This is a genomic window from Adhaeribacter radiodurans (assembly GCF_014075995.1).
In the GTDB taxonomy this organism is placed as follows: Bacteria; Bacteroidota; Bacteroidia; order Cytophagales; family Hymenobacteraceae; genus Adhaeribacter; species Adhaeribacter radiodurans.
Window position 1 is genome coordinate 293266 of record NZ_CP055153.1, and the last position, 15451, is coordinate 308716.

A 15451-nucleotide genomic window follows, 5' to 3' on the forward strand; every position below is an offset into this window, starting at 1 on the left:
GTAGTCGTAATATGATCGATGTTTATTTAAATATTTCTTTCTTAATTGTTATTCTGGGCCTGTTCTTTCTAAAAGGAAAACAGCTTACGCAAGAGCAGAAAATTATTGGGTTTATTGTGCTGGTAACTCTGCCTTTTGAGTTATATGCGGGTTACTTACAGTCGTTTACCATTAACAACTTGTTTGTTTATCATATTCTAATTCCCATTCAATACGGCTTTTATGCCTACATTTATTACTGTTACATAGAATTTAAAATAATCAAGAAGTTGATTTTAATTTCTATAGCGTTGGTAATAGGAGCGTCCGTTTTCTTAGCATTTACCATTCAACCTCCCGATACCTATAATTCTTACGTTATTATTCTTACTAATTTTTTTCTATGTATATGGGTACTAACTTATTACCGGCAGCTTTTCGTGCAGTTAAAAATAACTGATTTAAAAATGGAGCCATTGTTCTGGATTAGCAACGGCTTATTGTTATTTGCCTTAGGCGATTTTTTTGTGGAGGGGTTAATGAAAGCGTTATTAGATCAATCGTTACGGATGGCGCGTTGGAATTATTACTACATTTATTTACCCTTGCTATGCACGCTTTACATTACTTTTATTATATCGTTTTTGTGCCGAGATATTTTTAGTAAGCCTAAATTAAGTGTATAAACATGGCCGATATTTCTATCATTATTGCGGGCGGCACCATTATTTTTCTGTTAACTGCAGGCTTTATTATATCTTTATTTTATTCGTACAATCAACGTTTAATTGCCTATCTGAAAGAAAAAGAAGAACTTAAAATTATTTTTCAGAATGAAAAACTTAAAGCCCAACTGGAAATGCAGGAACAAACCTTTCATAGTATTTCCCAGGAAATCCACGACAATATCGGCCAGATTCTTTCCCTTACTAGGCTTAATATCAGTACGATTAAACCGGACGATTATGCGGCTACCGAACATAAAATTACTGCCAGTAAAGAACTCCTAGACCAAGCCATTGAAGACCTGCGCGATTTATCTAAAAGGTTAAACACCCAATTTGTTACGCAGCAGAGCTTATCGGCCTCGCTCCGGTTCCAACTAAATCTGATTCAGAAAGCCGGTTATCATACCACCTCCTTAGAGGTACACGGCGAGGAAGAGGCTCACCTGGACCCGGAAAAGAAACTAATTGTTTTCCGGATTGCGCAGGAAGCTTTAAATAACGTTTTAAAACATGCCGATGCCAAACATATTTTGGTAGTGCTGGTTTATCTGCCCGATAAAACTATTTTAAGTATTAAAGACGATGGCCACGGCTTTGAAGTAGCTGAAAAAGTAGATGCCGAAGTTCCGGTGAAAGGCATTGGTACGTATAATATGTATTACCGGGCCCGCCTGATTGGTGCCGAGTTTAGTTTGCAAAGCCAGCAAGGCGAAGGTACTTTGGCGCATCTGGTATTACCAGCCACCTCTTAAACCCATTTGTATGCAAGCCAGCAAAGATAAAAAAGTTGTTTTAGTAGACGACCACAAGCTGTTCCGGAAAGGAATGGTGGAGTTGGTGAATGGTTTTGCGGGTTACTCGGTAGTGTGGGAAGCGGAAAATGGCCGCGATTTTATTCAGAAGCTAATACCCCAGGATTTACCGGATGTGGTACTTTTAGATATTAGTATGCCCGTGATGGATGGTTTTGAAACGGCGCAGTGGATGGAGCAACGTTACCCCGAGGTAAAATTGCTGGCCTTATCCATGCACAACGATAACGAAACTATTAAACGAATGCTCAAGTCGGGAGTAAACGGGTATGTTTTAAAAAATGCCGATCCCGCCGAACTCCGCCTGGCTCTCCAAACTTTAGAAGAAGAAGGATCTTATTATTCTACTCGGGTTACGGCTATTTTAATTGAAGACTTGCATAAACCCAAAAAAGTAAAAGTAGAACTCAGCGAACGCGAAACTGAATTCCTAAAGTTAGCCTGTACTGAGTTGTGTTACAAAGCTTTTGCCCCCATTTTAAAAGTGCATCCGCGGGTGGTGGAGGCTATTCGGGAAGGGTTATTTAAAAAATTACAGGTAGAGTCGAGGGTAGGATTGGTTTTGTATGCGATTAAAAATGGGATTTTTAAAGTGGAATAAGGACACTGCTCATTGTATTTTCCTGAAAAAAGTAAATTGTAGCTGAAGGAATGATTCGCTTTATTCTTTGAAGGCTTTTCAAGTCTCTAGGAGCAGTACTGATGCGTTTCAACTGCCTAAGTTTGCCTCATGGCCGGCGGGCCTCGTTTAGCTCTCTCGCACTCGCTATCCTTCCTTTCCTCCTTATGTCGGAATTCTGCTGCGCAGGATCAGAACCTTAGAAGGCCCTCCACAGCCAAACTGGTGTCAGTTTTTTTAATTCTTACTATGGCATTCTTATTATGGCGCGGAAGTTTCTTCCGTGTCATGCTTTTAAACTACTTTAGGTATTTTGTAAAGCGTTCCTGTTAGCCCACTATCTTGCCAGCATGAACAGTATAGACACGAAAGTAAATCCGCGACATAGCATGGGTTCTTTTGGGATACGCGGTAAACTTTGTTTTTTATATTATGCTACGCCACTTTTCTGAACATCGGATAGCTAATAAGTTTTCTGAATTCAAATTGGTATTAGTTGCTTGTTGCTAGAAGCTAGCTTAGGTTCTCTGTTTGTTTTATTTGGTGATTTTACTTTTAGTACCTGTTTGGTTACGACTTAAAGTATTTCCATTACGAACCCGATTTTGGGAAAATTGGCTTGAAGTTCCAGGATTAAGGACTGGGTACACCCAAGGTCGGCAGTACGTATTTTACGGTGATGCCTACGTCTATTCGTTTGGCAAAGTCTTTTGTTTCGGAAATTTTGTTGGTCAGATCACTAGACTCGATGAACAGCCCACCAGCTACTTTACTTTTCGGAAATAAATAAAACCCTAGGCCTGCTTTGTAAACGGAGTATTCATTTATTCGCTTCAGGCGGCCGTAACCGTGTAAGGCAAAGTTAATTTCGGAAGCGGGCGTAATATAATGTACTGCGTCTAAGCTGTAAGTATGTACAATGTTGGTAGTGTAAGCGCCGGAAAAAGCATCTACTTCTTCTTCAAAAATTCGACTGGTTTGCCCCGTTATTGGATCGGTAATAATAGTTTGCTGCTTAAAATTTACTGGGGTGAGTTCATCGATATTATTTACCCGGCCTACATCCCAGGAGGCACCCAAAGAAGTAGCGCCACCAATAAGTACGATATAAGCCAATTGCGTGGAATAACCTCTAAATCTTTCCTGAAATAACTGCTCGTCGAAAACCCGGGAAGCGTCAAACAAAGTGTAGTTAGCTACTTGTCCGCCAATCCGTAGGGTTAACCAATCTTCGATGGCTATTTGGCGGGCACCGTGCAATACCGGTTCGCCGGTTTTACTAATGGCCGGAAAAAGCAGCGAGCGTTGACCGGCAAATAAACTGGCCGATGTACCGGGCGTAAAACTACCGTAACTAAATAAATTACTTAAACCACCGGCCGCTGTACCGGCTACTGTAATTCCCCAGAAAAAGCGATTGCGTTTTAGCGGAGCCGTAAAGTTTTCCTGCGAAGCCGACCTAGAATAAAAATACTGAAAGCGGATGCTGCTGTTTTCGGTGTTTACTCCAAAATAGCCTAGAGGCGCAATAATGGAAGTTCGGCCTTCGCCATCTTCAAAAATAGGCTGAAACGTTTGGGCTTGACCTTTAAAACTGAGCAAGGCTAAAAATAAAAGCATGCCCAAACAACCAGAGTAAAATTTCTTCATCATAAAAGATTAAAATTTAATTGATCCTCTTACCGCCGAATACCCTTTTTCAATCACTCCTCGAATGGGTTCCGGGGTGATGTCTTTATCGTCGAGCAAAATCTTTAAACTCCAGGTAGTTTTATTCCAACCGGTACAATGCACATAGTAATCTAATTCGCCATCGATTGGAAAATCGTTAATAGCAATGCGGTACACGTTGTCCAGGGTGCGGGTAAGCGCAATAACGTACCCTTCCAGTTTAAACAACTGCAAGGTAGCTTCGGTACTTAATTCTACGGATACTTTATACGTTTGGGACATGGTTAAACAGGATTTAAACTTTCGTTAGCGTTACTCTACTGTTAATTTGAATATTAATCTAGTCCGGAATTATTGTTCTCTAAAAGATTAAACAACTAAGTTGGAAATACGGTAACCAAGCTCGGTAAATGCCTTTGGAGTAGCAACGCGGGCATTGATGTCTACTTCTTCCAGCACCAATTTAATAGGTCGGCTGTCCAGGTAAACATCTTGCGCGGGAGGCAAAGTTAGTTTCGTTAGCTCTTCGATGGTAGCAATATTTACCTGGTAAGTTTCGGCATCTTCGAACTCCATAAACCGTTCAGTAGCAAAAGCAGTGGCTTCTACAGCTTCGGATTTTACTATTTTAGCTTTCCGGAGTAGTTTTTCCTGACCCATTAAAAAACCAACCCGGTTTAATTGCTGATTATCTTTCGTGAATATTACTACTTTCCAGAACAAGGTGGGTAGTTGAACTTCTCTGCCCAGTACTTTCGTAACAAACACCGGATCGGATGGGCGCAGCACTGGGCCCGTAAATACAGCAATGCGTAAATTATTGGGTACGCTTTCGGTATGCAGAATGTAATTTTCTAAATCAGCCCATATTTGTTGGTTTAATTCGGCCCGTTGCGGTACCGCGTTAGTAAAATAGAATGTGGTATCGGCTGCGGCCCTGGCTTCTAAAGTGGTTTGTCCCCACTGCACATCTTCGCGCTTGGTCATGTGGCCTTTATCAAAATCACTTTTTCGGGCTTTATACAATTCCTCACCCCATTGGTGCGCATAATCTATGCGACTGTCTTTGCGCCAGTTATCGGTCCGGGATACTTTTTTAAACAAACCGCCATCAATGTTGCTTGCCACAAAATAAGGAAATCCGCGGCTTTGGCTTAAGACCAGACTGTAGTTAATATAATTCGCTAGGTTATTGGTGGTGCCTGTTACCGGAGCTAAATCGGCTTGTTGTTCTGCTTGTAAGCGAGGCAACGGTAACGGTAATTCCGGATGAATAAAAGCTTCTGAATAACCCTTGTAGTTCTCTAAATTTGCCATAAAACTGTCCATTGCCTTAACTGAATAGCAATACTTAAATTCAGGAGCGTGTTTCTTTTTGCTTTTGATTTAAGTAGTTTAATAAATTGTGGAGTGGCGGCTCTATTTCCGTATCCTGAAGCTGAATCAAGTGCTGTTGATCTTGACTTTCTACCCGGATGGTATATTTTTTCTGATCAGCTCCAAAGGTAGATTCCGGCTGCTGGTTGGGTAAATTAAAAAAATTAGCTGCGTGAATGAGCTGGTGCAGGTGATCGGCTTCTTCGGGAGGGAGTTGTTCGCTATTTAACTCCAAAGGCTTATTCAACCCCGGAAAAAAGCCAAATCCACCTTCGGGTTTAAAGTAAACTTTCATGGTTGATATAGTTAGGTGGGCGTTCTTCTAAAGATAAGATTTTACAACCAGCATTTGGGCAAAACAAACCACATATTTAGAAGTACAATACCTGCTGGTGGCTGTTATTAGTTTAGCAACAAGCACCAGCAAGTAAGAAAGTTACGCGTCTACTATTCAGATTTTGATCAACCCGGAACAAGCTAAAATTAAAATCAGAATTTGTACGATAAAGTTACTTGGCTGCTTTAAACAGCTAGGGATATACCAACCTGGCTCCAGGCTTTAGTTATGGCTTCTTCTACGTTAAAGCGCTTCGCATTCTCGATGGTTAATTCGGCAAACCGTTGAAAAGTAGCATTCGATTTTAAGCGGGCATCAATTAATGTCTCGTACCAAACCCGACCGGCTTTTTCCCAGGCCTTACCGCCAATGGCCGTTGCAGCCAGGTAAAAAGCATGGTTCGGAATACCAGAATTAATGTGCACACCGCCATTATCTTCGAAAGTATTCACAAAATCTTTCATGTGTTTGGGCTGGGGGTCTTTGCCTAATACCGGATCGTTGTAGGCGCTGCCTGGGTCTTTCATCGACCGGATTGCTGCTGGGTTACCGTTGGTGCCTTTTACTTTATCGGTAAATAATTCAGCTCCAATCAGCCAGTCGGCCTCATCAGCGCTTTGTTTTAAGGCGTATTGCTTTACTAAAGAGCCAAACACATCCGATACCGACTCGTTTAGTGCTCCGGATTGGCCGGAATACATAAGTTGAGCTTCGTCTTCGGTAACGCCGTGGGTGAGTTCGTGCGCAATTACGTCCAGCGAAAGGGTAAACCGGTTAAATAATTCGTTATCGCCGTCGCCGAAAACCATGCGTTGGCCGTCCCAGAAAGCATTGGCGTAATCTTCTCCAAAATGGACGGTGCCGTTCATCGGCATACCTTCGTCATCAATGGAATTACGCTTAAATTGCTCCCAGAAAAAGTCGTACGTAGCACCTAAACCATCGTAGGCTTCATCAACAGCCGGATCGCCGGAGGGTTTACTGCCTTCGGCCCGTACGGTTTTGCCCGGTAAAGTTTGCGATTGCTCCGCCGAAAAAATGGTACGTTGTTTATCACCGGCTACTAAAAAAGCCGCTGGTCGCTTCCGACCAAAAATCGGACTTACCCGCGTGCCCGAACGTAAATTCCGGAAAGTCATATCGCCACTTAAAGCCTTTAGAGCAACAGAACGCTGATGATCGTTGCCCTTTTCGGCCAAAGCCCGCAAAATGTAAGGCGGTAAAATACAAAAGATAGAATGCCGGTGTGAATGAATTTGCGCCATTATTTTAGTTTTTAAACAGATATTTCAGTTAAGCTAAAATTACCAAAAAGCAAACTTGCTTTCGGATATTGGTTGTAGTAACATACTGGTTTCTGGCTATAATGTTCTGGAATAATCTTTAATTTACCAAAATAATTAGTAAAAAAGCTAAAATTTTTAGTTTAAGTAAATTTGCTATTTCTTATTAGATCTAATTTCCATTAACTGCGCAATTGTTTGAAGTTTAACGGTGCTTTCTTCAAGTTTCTTGATTTCTTCTTCTAAATCGGAAGGCCGGGTAGCTAAAGTTGGTTCGGCCGTGATGGTGGTTCGGCCAGGTGATTTGACTTTTGCTTCTATGGCCAAAGTCGCTGTTCTGGCTTCGGTGAGTGCTTCCTAGGCTTCTTGTAAAACTTTAAGCGTAAAACCGTTTGAAGGCGAAAAAGATAACTCACTGAGTTTGGGTAATACTAAAAGAAATAGTAAGAGTCCGGTACCCAGCAAAAAGTAAGGATACGCCGATTCGCGGTTGTTTCTAAGATCTTGGGCATACGAGGTATTCCGTTTAGAAATAGGATGAAGTAAATATTTATTGGGAGTAAGTACTGGAGAAACAATATTATTTTCCTGGGCGTACAAATTTTTAATCAGAACTTCATTTGATAATAACATCGACGTTCCCAGAATTAAAATCAGAATAGGTATGACCAGAAGTCCCCGGTAGTAATGAACCATGTGTTTTTAATTTATTTCTTCCCAAAATCAATTTTACGCAAAAAAGTAATTTTTTGTGCGTTATAATAGGTTAATGCTGCTTATAATAGCCAATTAGCCTGGTTCTGGAAATAAATAACAACATTATTTACTAAAAAAGCCCTTCCGGAATACCAGAAGGGCTTTTGTTTTTCATAGTTTTATTTAAGTACAGTTTTATTTCAGTAGCTTTTAATTGCCGCCGGCCCGGTTCAACTCTTCCAGGTTAGTATTGCGTTTTTTGGCTTCAAATTTTTCGCCTTTGTTAAAGTTGTAGCGCAGGTTTAAGCGCAAGCTGCGTTGGGCAAAATATTGATTTATTTCATTTACGTTACCGTTTACATTAGATGTGCCGGCAAAACGGCGGGTCCGGAAAATATCGGTTACGTTAGCTGATACTTCTAATTTCTTGTTTAAGAAAGAGCGTTTTAAGCCGGCATCTACGGCCCAGCTTTGTTTGATTTGATACGCCGCATAAACCCGTGGGCCGCGGTAATCCAGGTTTACTTCTAAGCGCCAATCGCGGGGTAACTGAATATTGTTCGACGATTGCCCATACACGAAAAATTGCTCGTTACGGATAGCTTGATCTGAAATAGCAATAGTGTAACTCTGATAGCCTACGGTAAGGTTATTATTCATATCCCATTTAGGCGTAATTTTAATGGGGGCCACCAAAGCGGCATTTATATCTTTAAATTGGTCGCCGTTGCGTTGCTGAAATACCATTGTATTATTGGCGTTGTTTTGTACTGGTACTTCGGCCATAAAATCCTGGGTATCAGCGTAGCCGATGCTCAACGAGTAAGTGTCTTTTAACGATTGGGTTACCTGGAACGAATGGGTATATTGAGGTCGTAAATACGGATTGCCTTGCGCCGATGTGTAAGGGTCGATGTAGAAGACAAAAGGATTTAAATTACCATAATAAGGCCGGTTAATGCGGCGGCTATAGTTATAAGTTACTTTATAATCTTTATTTACCTGCTGCATCAAAAATATGCTCGGGAACCAATTAAGGTAATTACGGCTATTTACTGAATCTTTAGTAATGGATTTACCTTCGGAAATGGTTTTCTCGGCGCGTAAACCGCCCTGTATTTTCCATTTTTCGCCTAAGCTAGTACTGAAGTTAGCATAGGCCGCGTAAATGTTTTCGCGGTAAATGAAATGATTGCTGCGGGTAAAATCCTTTATTAGTTGCTCATCTGCTACCTGAAAAAATCGTAAATCATTATCCGACACCACGTGGCTGGCCTTGGCACCGGCTTCGAGTTTGGTTTTTTTTGTAAAAGGTTTGGTATAATCTACTTTAGCGGAATAAATATTAAAACTGCTGGGGTTATCATTGGCTAAATCTACCAGACTATCTGGCCGAACTTTATTTAAATAGCTAAACTGGTTGGCATAAGTTGCCTCGTCGTGGTCGTAAATCCGGACAAAATCTAAATCGGCAGCCAGGGTGGTGCCCAAGGTATCTAATTTGCCGAGATAATGCGCGTTAACGGTGCCATTTGCAAACTTGCCCTGCACCCGATTATTCGTGAATACCCGCTTATTATCCTGTACCTGCGGATGAAACTCACTCAAGTCAGAACGGAAATTGGTATTCATATCCTGGTAATAAATGTTTGCCATTACTCCAATACTGTGTTTTTGATTGATGTCGTAATCTGTACCCAACCGGAAGGAAGGAGCCTGGCGGATACCTTTTTCTTTGGCGGTTTGTTTAAACTGGGTGCTGCTTTCAGGAGAGTTAAATTCCCGGTACAAGCGGGCATCGCGGATGAATATGCGGCGGGCAAAATCGGCATTTACAAACGAGTTCCATTTGCCTTTTTTCACGTTCAGGTTGCCGCCCATAGAGTACGCGTTCCAGTTGTTGTACTGGTATCCGCCGTAAATACTGCCGTTTATGCCGCTAAGCGTATTCTTTTTTAAATTTATGTTAATAATTCCGGCGGTACCTTCGGCGTCGTACTTAGCCGATGGATTCGTAATTAATTCCAGGTCTTTTAAGTTTTCGGCGGCCATGCCTTGCAACATGGTTTGAAGTTCTTTGCCCGATAAATAAGTCAGTTTTCCATCAATCATAATCCGCACGCCCGACTTGCCATTTAACTGAATATTGCCATCCTGATCGACAAACACGCCCGGTGATTTTAGTAAAACATCATAAGCGGTGTTACCCGTAGAAAGCGCCGTACCTTCAATACTCACTACCATTTTATCCGGATGATTAGTAATAGTAGGTCGCAGTGCTTGTACGTTTACTTCTTTTAAAACTTGGGTGTCTTCTTTTAGAGTTAAAGTGCCGAAATCTTTGCTGGGGGTGCTATTGGTAAGTTCAAAAGGAGTTTCTGTTTGCGTGTACCCGATGGCACTTACGCGTAACAGGTATTGCCCGGTAGCCGGAGCTTTAATTTTAAAATTACCATTTGCTTCCGAAATTCCTCCGTTAACTATCGTCTTACTAGCGGCTTGTACCACTGCCACAGTTGCATAACCCACAATAGTACCCTTCGCATCTTTTAAAGTACCGGTTAAAAAATTATTATTTTGAGCTATTACCGGAGGTTGGCCAACGATTATTATCCCAATGGTAAATAATAAAAGTCTGAATATATTTTTCATGGTTTTATAAGGTAACGCGGTTTGAAATTTACTTTTTCTGCTGCTGTTTCTGTTTGGGATAATCTAAAAAATGGAACCCCAAGTGGATGAACAGCACAAACATAATAAAAGGTACTATGTAAAGCAAGGTACTAAGTGACAAATAGTATTATATATTTTTATAAAGTGTGTTTTTAGCTCATAAAACTAGTTTTTAGGTAAAAAATATTTTTGAACAAGCCGAAATTTTGCTAAAAAGCAGGAAGGAGACTTAAAGAATGAGAACTAAAGTGAAAGAACGAAACAAACCTGTCAACGAAGCGAATCTTAATTTGAGAGCGCAGGGATGAATAAAAGTAAATCTTAAATAAAGTAGAAGGTAAATAGCTCAGTAGCAATAAAATGAAATTGTATAAATTTAATTCAGTAAATATTAGATACTAAGTAAAGTGCAATTTATAATTTATAGAATGCACATGCAGGTTCAGGATTTTAGTTATTTAAAATGCTTCTTGTTAATTTAATCCATTCTTTATAAATTAGTGATTTACAATTAATTTAGGTTCTTATATTTGAATAAAATTTACTATTAATGCATGACCACGCTCCATTACAACACTGCTCACACATTGGAAGTTGATAAAGAAAATTTACGGTTACAAGCTCTGAATAAGTATAATATATTAGATACTCCCGCAGAGGAAGAGTTCGATCATATAGTAACTTTGGCTTCTTTTATCTGCGGTACTCCTATATCTTTGATTAGCCTGATTTCAGATAAACGTCAGTGGTTTAAAGCTAAACTAGGAATTACAGAAGCCGAAACTCCGCGTGAACTATCTTTTTGCCAGTACGCTATTCAAAGCGATGATATTCTGGAAATACCCGATACCTTAGGCGACATCCGGTTTTACAGTAATCCCTTCGTTACCGGAAATCCTAATATCCGCTATTATGCTGGCGCACCTCTTGTTACTAATGAGGGAAATAGGCTGGGTACTTTATGCGTGATAGATACAGTACCGCGCGAACTTTCCGAAGCTCAGAAAATGGCCCTGGCAACTTTATCGGAACAGGTGGTAGCGCACTTAGAATTACGCCTGAAAAAGCAGGAAGTTGAAGAAGAGAAGCAACAACTTAAAGTTGTAAATCAGAGGTTGGATGAGGTAATGACTTTTGTGAATAAGCAATTACCGGATTCTATCCGCGATTTGCAAAAGGCAGCAGAGCAGCTTTCGCAGGATGAAGAAAATAACAACTGCCTAGAATCTGAAAGTGTCCGGTTAGTAAAAAATAATATCTCTAACCTCCAGAATATCTTAGCTAAAATACAGCAGGGTTAACCTCTAAGAAGAATGGTAGCAGGTTAATTAAGTAAATTGGCAGAACTAATTTACTATATTGAATGCGGAGATTATTATAGTATAGTTTAAGGACTCAATTTCTTTACTCCAGAAAAGTCTAACATCCAGTAGCTTGATACTTGTATCTTTTTACTTATTTGTGTTTTAATAAAATTAATTTCTCAGGCTGAAATTTTAAATTTTGAAGGCGGGCGCTTAAGAGAATGAATCTTAAGCGCCCGCCTTCAAAATTTTTGTTAAAACGGACAACCTTTATCCCGAAAAGAAACTAAAAGTGTCGAAAGCTATTGCAAAAGCGCTACGCCATGAATCATTTATTTAGTCCGCTCCAAATAAAATCACTTACTTTTAAAAATAGGGTAGTTGTATCGCCGATGTGCCAGTATTCCAGTACGGATGGTTTTGCCAATGACTGGCATTTGGTACATTTAGGCAGCCGCGCTGTGGGTGGTGCCGCCCTGGTAATTGCCGAAGCAACAGCTGTAAACCCCGAAGGACGTATTACTCCTTATGATCTTGGCATCTGGAAAGATGAGCATATTGAGTTTTTACAACGTATTACTTCTTTTATTCACCAGCAAGGTTCAGTAGCGGGTATTCAGTTAGCTCATGCCGGCCGCAAAGCCAGCCGCAACGCTCCCTGGATGGGTTCTCAACTTTTATCGCCCGATGAAGGTGGTTGGGAAAACATAATGGCTCCTAGCCCCATACCCGTAAGTGAAGACTTACCTGCACCCGTAGAACTTACTTTAGACCAGATCCGGCAAGTAGTAGCAGATTTTAAAGCCGCAGCCAGTCGCGCTTTAACAGCCGGTTTTAAAGTCATTGAAATTCATGGAGCCCACGGTTATTTACTGCACGAGTTTGTATCGCCGCTTACCAACCAGCGCACCGATGAATACGGCGGCTCCTTTGAGAACCGAACTCGGTTCATCCGGGAAGTTGTACAAGCGGTGCAGGAAGTATGGCCATCGGATTTGCCGTTGTTTGTCCGTCTTTCTGCTACTGATTGGGTGCCCGACGAGAACTCCTGGAAACTGGAAGATTCTATAACATTAGCGAGCCAGTTAAAAGACTTAGGGGTAGATTTGATTGATTGTTCGTCGGGTGGGAATGTACCGGTGCAGCAGATTAAACCAGGGCCGGGTTACCAAACTCCCTTTGCGCAAGCTATCCGGGAGCAGGCGGGCATTTTAACCGGAGCCGTTGGTTTAATTACCTCTTCCTTGCAAGCCGATCATATTATCCGGACGGGGCAGGCTGATACTGTTATTATTGCCCGGGAGTTTTTACGTGATCCTTATTTTCCTTTAACAGCTGCTTCGGAGTTGCACCAGCCTATCACCTGGCCGGTACAATACGAACGAGCCAAACCCCGCTGAAAGATGCTTACCAATTATCATTTACCATTTACCAGAACAAAAATTGGTAAATGGTAAATGATAGTTGGTAAATGAAATTATTTAACGTACTTCTGCTTTAAATACTTCGGCATAATGGTCGGCAAGTCGGGTAGGTTCTGGTAGTTTATGTTTGCGGGTAGTAGCCAAGGCAATTTGGGTAGCAGTTTCCAGGTCGAGTAGGTGGCCCGCCGAAGCAAAAACCGGTTTTACTTTTTCTTTGGTACGAATAGCATTGGCAATGTGCTCGTTCCGGTGCACAACCGGACTTATGGAACCTTGCTGCGGGCCTGGCATTTCAAATTTGCCTACCAGTATTTCTTTAGCCAAACCCATGGTTGGTTTCTGTAATTCAACGCCCAAAAAACTGGCAATGCCCATACGGCGCGGGTGCGAGATTCCATGCCCGTCTACCATAATTAAATCAGGTTTTTGCGTGAGCTTTTTGTACGCTTCGAGCAAATTAGGCGCTTCCCGGAAGGCCAAAAATCCTGGTACGTACGGCAGTTCTACGGCGCCATAATGCCACACTTTTTCCAGAATTTCCAGATCCGGATACCGCAGCAATACAAACACCGATAAGATATTTTCCCCGATAAAAGAAGAATCGCAACCGGCTATGGTAGTTATAGTACAATCCGGTTTTTGCAGTATTACTTGCTTTTGTAATTCGTTCTGGCGAGCAGTAAGCGTTTTGATTAATTCCGGATCAACTGGCGGGTGGTTGTAGTAAGCCATAAGTTTTCTTTTAAAGGCTTTACGTAAATCCGCGATTCTGATTACTACCTGGCCCGGAGTTTTTTATAAATCCGGATAGCCAGCATCAAGATTATTGCAAACAAAATTAAACCAGCAACTCCCCACAAAAAGCTGATGCTGTTTTTTAACACAACCAAAAATACAATGCTTACCAAAAAAAGAGTGGCTACTTCGTTCCAGATGCGGAGCTGCGTGGAAGTTTGCTTTACTTCGCCGTGTTGGTGTTGTTTAAATATTCTATGACAGCTAAAATGATACAGAAATAAACCCACTACAAAACCTAATTTTACTATTAGCCAGTTCGGCAGACTCCCGTACAGGTAAAACATCCAAGAGCCGAAAATTAGAGTAAGTACCGCAGAAGGCCAGGTAATACCATACCAAAGCCGCTTTTGCATTACTTTTAATTGCGTTTGCAGAATAGTTTTTTCCGGTTCGGGTTTCTCAGTGGCTTCGGCGAAGTAAATAAACAAACGCACAATGTAAAACAGGCCGGCGAACCAGGTAACTACAAAAATAATGTGCAGCGATTTAATGTATAAATAAGTCACGCAACAAAATTAAGCAGCCTTGCATTACTTACCAACTAAACCAATAACTAAACCCTTTGTGCTCCACTTTTCGGAGGTATAATTGATAAAAAGTACTTTAGTTAGATAAACAGCTAAGTCTCCTTACGCTTTCAGGGTTCTATCCATTTTGCCCTTGCAACCTTTTAAGCCCGCGAAGACTCTCCTTAATAAACTATGAAACAAAATTATTATAAACCATGCGCCGTACTACCTTACAATTACATCTATCCATATTATTGAGCTTGCTTTTTTTTACTGCCTGTACCTCCGACGATGCCGTTGACCCTATTCCGGATACAAAAGTTTTAGTATTATCGAAAGTTATTTTTGCCGGGGTAGATACCATTAAATACCAATACAATGCGCAAAAGCGTTTAACCAAGGCCCGTTACTCCGCCGAACGTACCCCAACCGCTAACCGGTATTACAGAGAGTATGAGTATGATGAGGCTGGGCGTTTAACTAAAAGCCATTTTAAATTAATAAACGGCGACGAACTCAGTTACTTTACCTACACCTACACCAACAATCGGCTTACCAAAATTTCTTATTATAACCGGCCACAACCGCTAGGGGAGTTTAACCACGAATACGATAACGTAATAGAATACAACAGCCAGAATCAGATAACGAAATTACTAACCTATCAGCCGGAATTACCTACTACCATTCATCGCTACACGGTTTACACCTATAATGCCGCAGGTAATGTGGTTAAATTAATGGATTACTTAAACAGCGAATCCGGACCAGTTAACGATTATACCGTAGAGTATACCTACGACAATAAAATTAATCCTTACCAAAATGCCGTACAAATAGGGATTGGAGCCGAAATTTTGTCGAGTAACAACATTCTCCAGCAAAAAGAAACCTATCCGCTGTCTGGTCAGACCAAAATTACTACGCATACTTATACCTACAATACAACTGGTTTGCCCGTTAAAGACACCAGAAAGAGCGATACCAACACTTTTGATGTGGTAAATGAATATACGTATTTGTAAAAGTAAATTCTGAAGATAAAAGTAAAAGCCGCTACCCTAAAAAGTAGCGGCTTTTTTGTTAATGGGCAAACGTGATTTACTAAACTTGTATAATAAAAATTTTACAGTTGATTTTAATTGTTAAAACCAGCTTGTGCGAGCTTTTTAAAATTGCCAGGTAATAATAGTAAATTAATTAGTAGTAAGCCTTTTTAGGTTATTGTACAGCAAACCAAC

Annotated in this window: 16 protein-coding genes; 7 read left to right on the top strand and 9 right to left on the bottom strand. The window is 40.9% G+C overall.

What is annotated here, in order from left to right; genetic code table 11:
- The first annotated feature begins 11 nt into the window (after positions 1-11).
- The 3 genes from HUW48_RS01765 to HUW48_RS01775 are packed head-to-tail and all read left to right on the top strand — an operon-like array spanning position 12 to position 2120.
- Positions 12-665 carry a hypothetical protein gene (locus tag HUW48_RS01765; protein WP_182414039.1) on the top strand — a complete coding sequence of 218 codons (654 nt, stop codon included), beginning with the start codon at positions 12-14 and terminating at the stop codon, positions 663-665.
- A gap of 2 nt (positions 666-667) precedes the next feature.
- Positions 668-1459, top strand: a complete 792-nt coding sequence (locus HUW48_RS01770) for a sensor histidine kinase (protein ID WP_182414040.1) — start codon at positions 668-670, stop codon at positions 1457-1459.
- 10 nt (positions 1460-1469) lie between these two features.
- Positions 1470-2120, top strand: coding sequence for a response regulator transcription factor (locus HUW48_RS01775; RefSeq protein ID WP_182414041.1), 651 nt, complete (start codon positions 1470-1472; stop codon positions 2118-2120).
- Between the two features lie 651 nt (positions 2121-2771).
- Here HUW48_RS01775 and HUW48_RS01780 read toward each other — a convergent pair.
- The 5 genes from HUW48_RS01780 to HUW48_RS01800 all read right to left on the bottom strand — a co-directional run bounded on the left by HUW48_RS01780 (position 2772) and on the right by HUW48_RS01800 (position 6788).
- A complete protein-coding gene (locus HUW48_RS01780; protein WP_182414042.1) occupies positions 2772-3791 on the bottom strand; it encodes a hypothetical protein in 1020 nt (339 codons plus the stop codon).
- Between the two features lie 6 nt (positions 3792-3797).
- Positions 3798-4091 (bottom strand): hypothetical protein, encoded by a 294-nt coding sequence (locus HUW48_RS01785; RefSeq protein WP_182414043.1) that lies wholly within the window; start codon positions 4089-4091, stop codon positions 3798-3800.
- 87 nt (positions 4092-4178) lie between these two features.
- Positions 4179-5126: a DNA/RNA non-specific endonuclease gene (locus HUW48_RS01790; RefSeq protein ID WP_182414044.1), complete on the bottom strand. Its 948-nt coding sequence runs from the start codon at positions 5124-5126 to the stop codon at positions 4179-4181.
- A gap of 40 nt (positions 5127-5166) precedes the next feature.
- Positions 5167-5481 carry a protealysin inhibitor emfourin gene (locus HUW48_RS01795; protein WP_182414045.1) on the bottom strand — a complete coding sequence of 105 codons (315 nt, stop codon included), beginning with the start codon at positions 5479-5481 and terminating at the stop codon, positions 5167-5169.
- Positions 5482-5708: 227 nt separating this feature from the next.
- Entirely contained in the window at positions 5709-6788 is a 1080-nt protein-coding gene (locus HUW48_RS01800; RefSeq protein ID WP_182414046.1) for a M4 family metallopeptidase, read from the bottom strand.
- Between the two features lie 247 nt (positions 6789-7035).
- On the opposite strand from HUW48_RS01800, the gene HUW48_RS27165 reads away from it, so the two are divergent.
- A complete protein-coding gene (locus HUW48_RS27165; RefSeq protein WP_262891484.1) occupies positions 7036-7167 on the top strand; it encodes a hypothetical protein in 132 nt (43 codons plus the stop codon).
- On the opposite strand, the gene HUW48_RS01805 is transcribed toward HUW48_RS27165, so the two are convergent.
- Together HUW48_RS01805 and HUW48_RS01810 are read right to left on the bottom strand one after the other, a co-directional pair.
- Positions 7164-7502, bottom strand: coding sequence for a hypothetical protein (locus tag HUW48_RS01805; RefSeq protein WP_182414047.1), 339 nt, complete (start codon positions 7500-7502; stop codon positions 7164-7166). The genes HUW48_RS27165 and HUW48_RS01805 overlap by 4 nt on opposite strands.
- A gap of 210 nt (positions 7503-7712) precedes the next feature.
- The gene (locus HUW48_RS01810; RefSeq protein ID WP_182414048.1) at positions 7713-10154 is read right to left on the bottom strand and encodes an outer membrane beta-barrel family protein; all 2442 of its coding nucleotides are present in this window, start codon (positions 10152-10154) and stop codon (positions 7713-7715) included.
- A 575-nt stretch (positions 10155-10729) separates the two neighbouring features.
- Here HUW48_RS01810 and HUW48_RS01815 point away from each other — a divergent pair.
- Together HUW48_RS01815 and namA are read left to right on the top strand one after the other, a co-directional pair.
- A complete protein-coding gene (locus HUW48_RS01815) occupies positions 10730-11476 on the top strand; it encodes a GAF domain-containing protein (protein ID WP_182414049.1) in 747 nt (248 codons plus the stop codon).
- Between the two features lie 326 nt (positions 11477-11802).
- On the top strand, positions 11803-12879 hold the full coding sequence (gene namA / locus HUW48_RS01820) for an NADPH dehydrogenase NamA (protein ID WP_182414050.1): 1077 nt from the start codon (positions 11803-11805) through the stop codon (positions 12877-12879).
- A gap of 81 nt (positions 12880-12960) precedes the next feature.
- On the opposite strand, the gene HUW48_RS01825 is transcribed toward namA, so the two are convergent.
- Positions 12961-13635 (bottom strand): endonuclease V, encoded by a 675-nt coding sequence (locus HUW48_RS01825; protein WP_182414051.1) that lies wholly within the window; start codon positions 13633-13635, stop codon positions 12961-12963.
- Positions 13636-13679: 44 nt separating this feature from the next.
- On the bottom strand, positions 13680-14207 hold the full coding sequence (locus HUW48_RS01830) for a CopD family protein (protein WP_182414052.1): 528 nt from the start codon (positions 14205-14207) through the stop codon (positions 13680-13682).
- 218 nt (positions 14208-14425) lie between these two features.
- Here HUW48_RS01830 and HUW48_RS01835 point away from each other — a divergent pair, with 218 nt between their 5' ends.
- Positions 14426-15235: a hypothetical protein gene (locus tag HUW48_RS01835; RefSeq protein WP_182414053.1), complete on the top strand. Its 810-nt coding sequence runs from the start codon at positions 14426-14428 to the stop codon at positions 15233-15235.
- The last annotated feature ends 216 nt before the right edge of the window (positions 15236-15451 follow it).

Bases quoted from the DNA above. Each gene is read 5' to 3' on its own strand.
- HUW48_RS01765 (WP_182414039.1), top strand. From the start codon at position 12: ATGATCGATGTTTATTTAAATATTTCTTTCTTAATTGTTATTCTGGGC.
- HUW48_RS01770 (WP_182414040.1), top strand. From the start codon at position 668: ATGGCCGATATTTCTATCATTATTGCGGGCGGCACCATTATTTTTCTG.
- HUW48_RS01775 (WP_182414041.1), top strand. From the start codon at position 1,470: ATGCAAGCCAGCAAAGATAAAAAAGTTGTTTTAGTAGACGACCACAAG.
- HUW48_RS01780 (WP_182414042.1), bottom strand. From the start codon at position 3,791: ATGATGAAGAAATTTTACTCTGGTTGTTTGGGCATGCTTTTATTTTTA.
- HUW48_RS01785 (WP_182414043.1), bottom strand. From the start codon at position 4,091: ATGTCCCAAACGTATAAAGTATCCGTAGAATTAAGTACCGAAGCTACC.
- HUW48_RS01790 (WP_182414044.1), bottom strand. From the start codon at position 5,126: ATGGCAAATTTAGAGAACTACAAGGGTTATTCAGAAGCTTTTATTCAT.
- HUW48_RS01795 (WP_182414045.1), bottom strand. From the start codon at position 5,481: ATGAAAGTTTACTTTAAACCCGAAGGTGGATTTGGCTTTTTTCCGGGG.
- HUW48_RS01800 (WP_182414046.1), bottom strand. From the start codon at position 6,788: ATGGCGCAAATTCATTCACACCGGCATTCTATCTTTTGTATTTTACCG.
- HUW48_RS01805 (WP_182414047.1), bottom strand. From the start codon at position 7,502: ATGGTTCATTACTACCGGGGACTTCTGGTCATACCTATTCTGATTTTA.
- HUW48_RS01810 (WP_182414048.1), bottom strand. From the start codon at position 10,154: ATGAAAAATATATTCAGACTTTTATTATTTACCATTGGGATAATAATC.
- HUW48_RS01815 (WP_182414049.1), top strand. From the start codon at position 10,730: ATGACCACGCTCCATTACAACACTGCTCACACATTGGAAGTTGATAAA.
- namA (WP_182414050.1), top strand. From the start codon at position 11,803: ATGAATCATTTATTTAGTCCGCTCCAAATAAAATCACTTACTTTTAAA.
- HUW48_RS01825 (WP_182414051.1), bottom strand. From the start codon at position 13,635: ATGGCTTACTACAACCACCCGCCAGTTGATCCGGAATTAATCAAAACG.
- HUW48_RS01835 (WP_182414053.1), top strand. From the start codon at position 14,426: ATGCGCCGTACTACCTTACAATTACATCTATCCATATTATTGAGCTTG.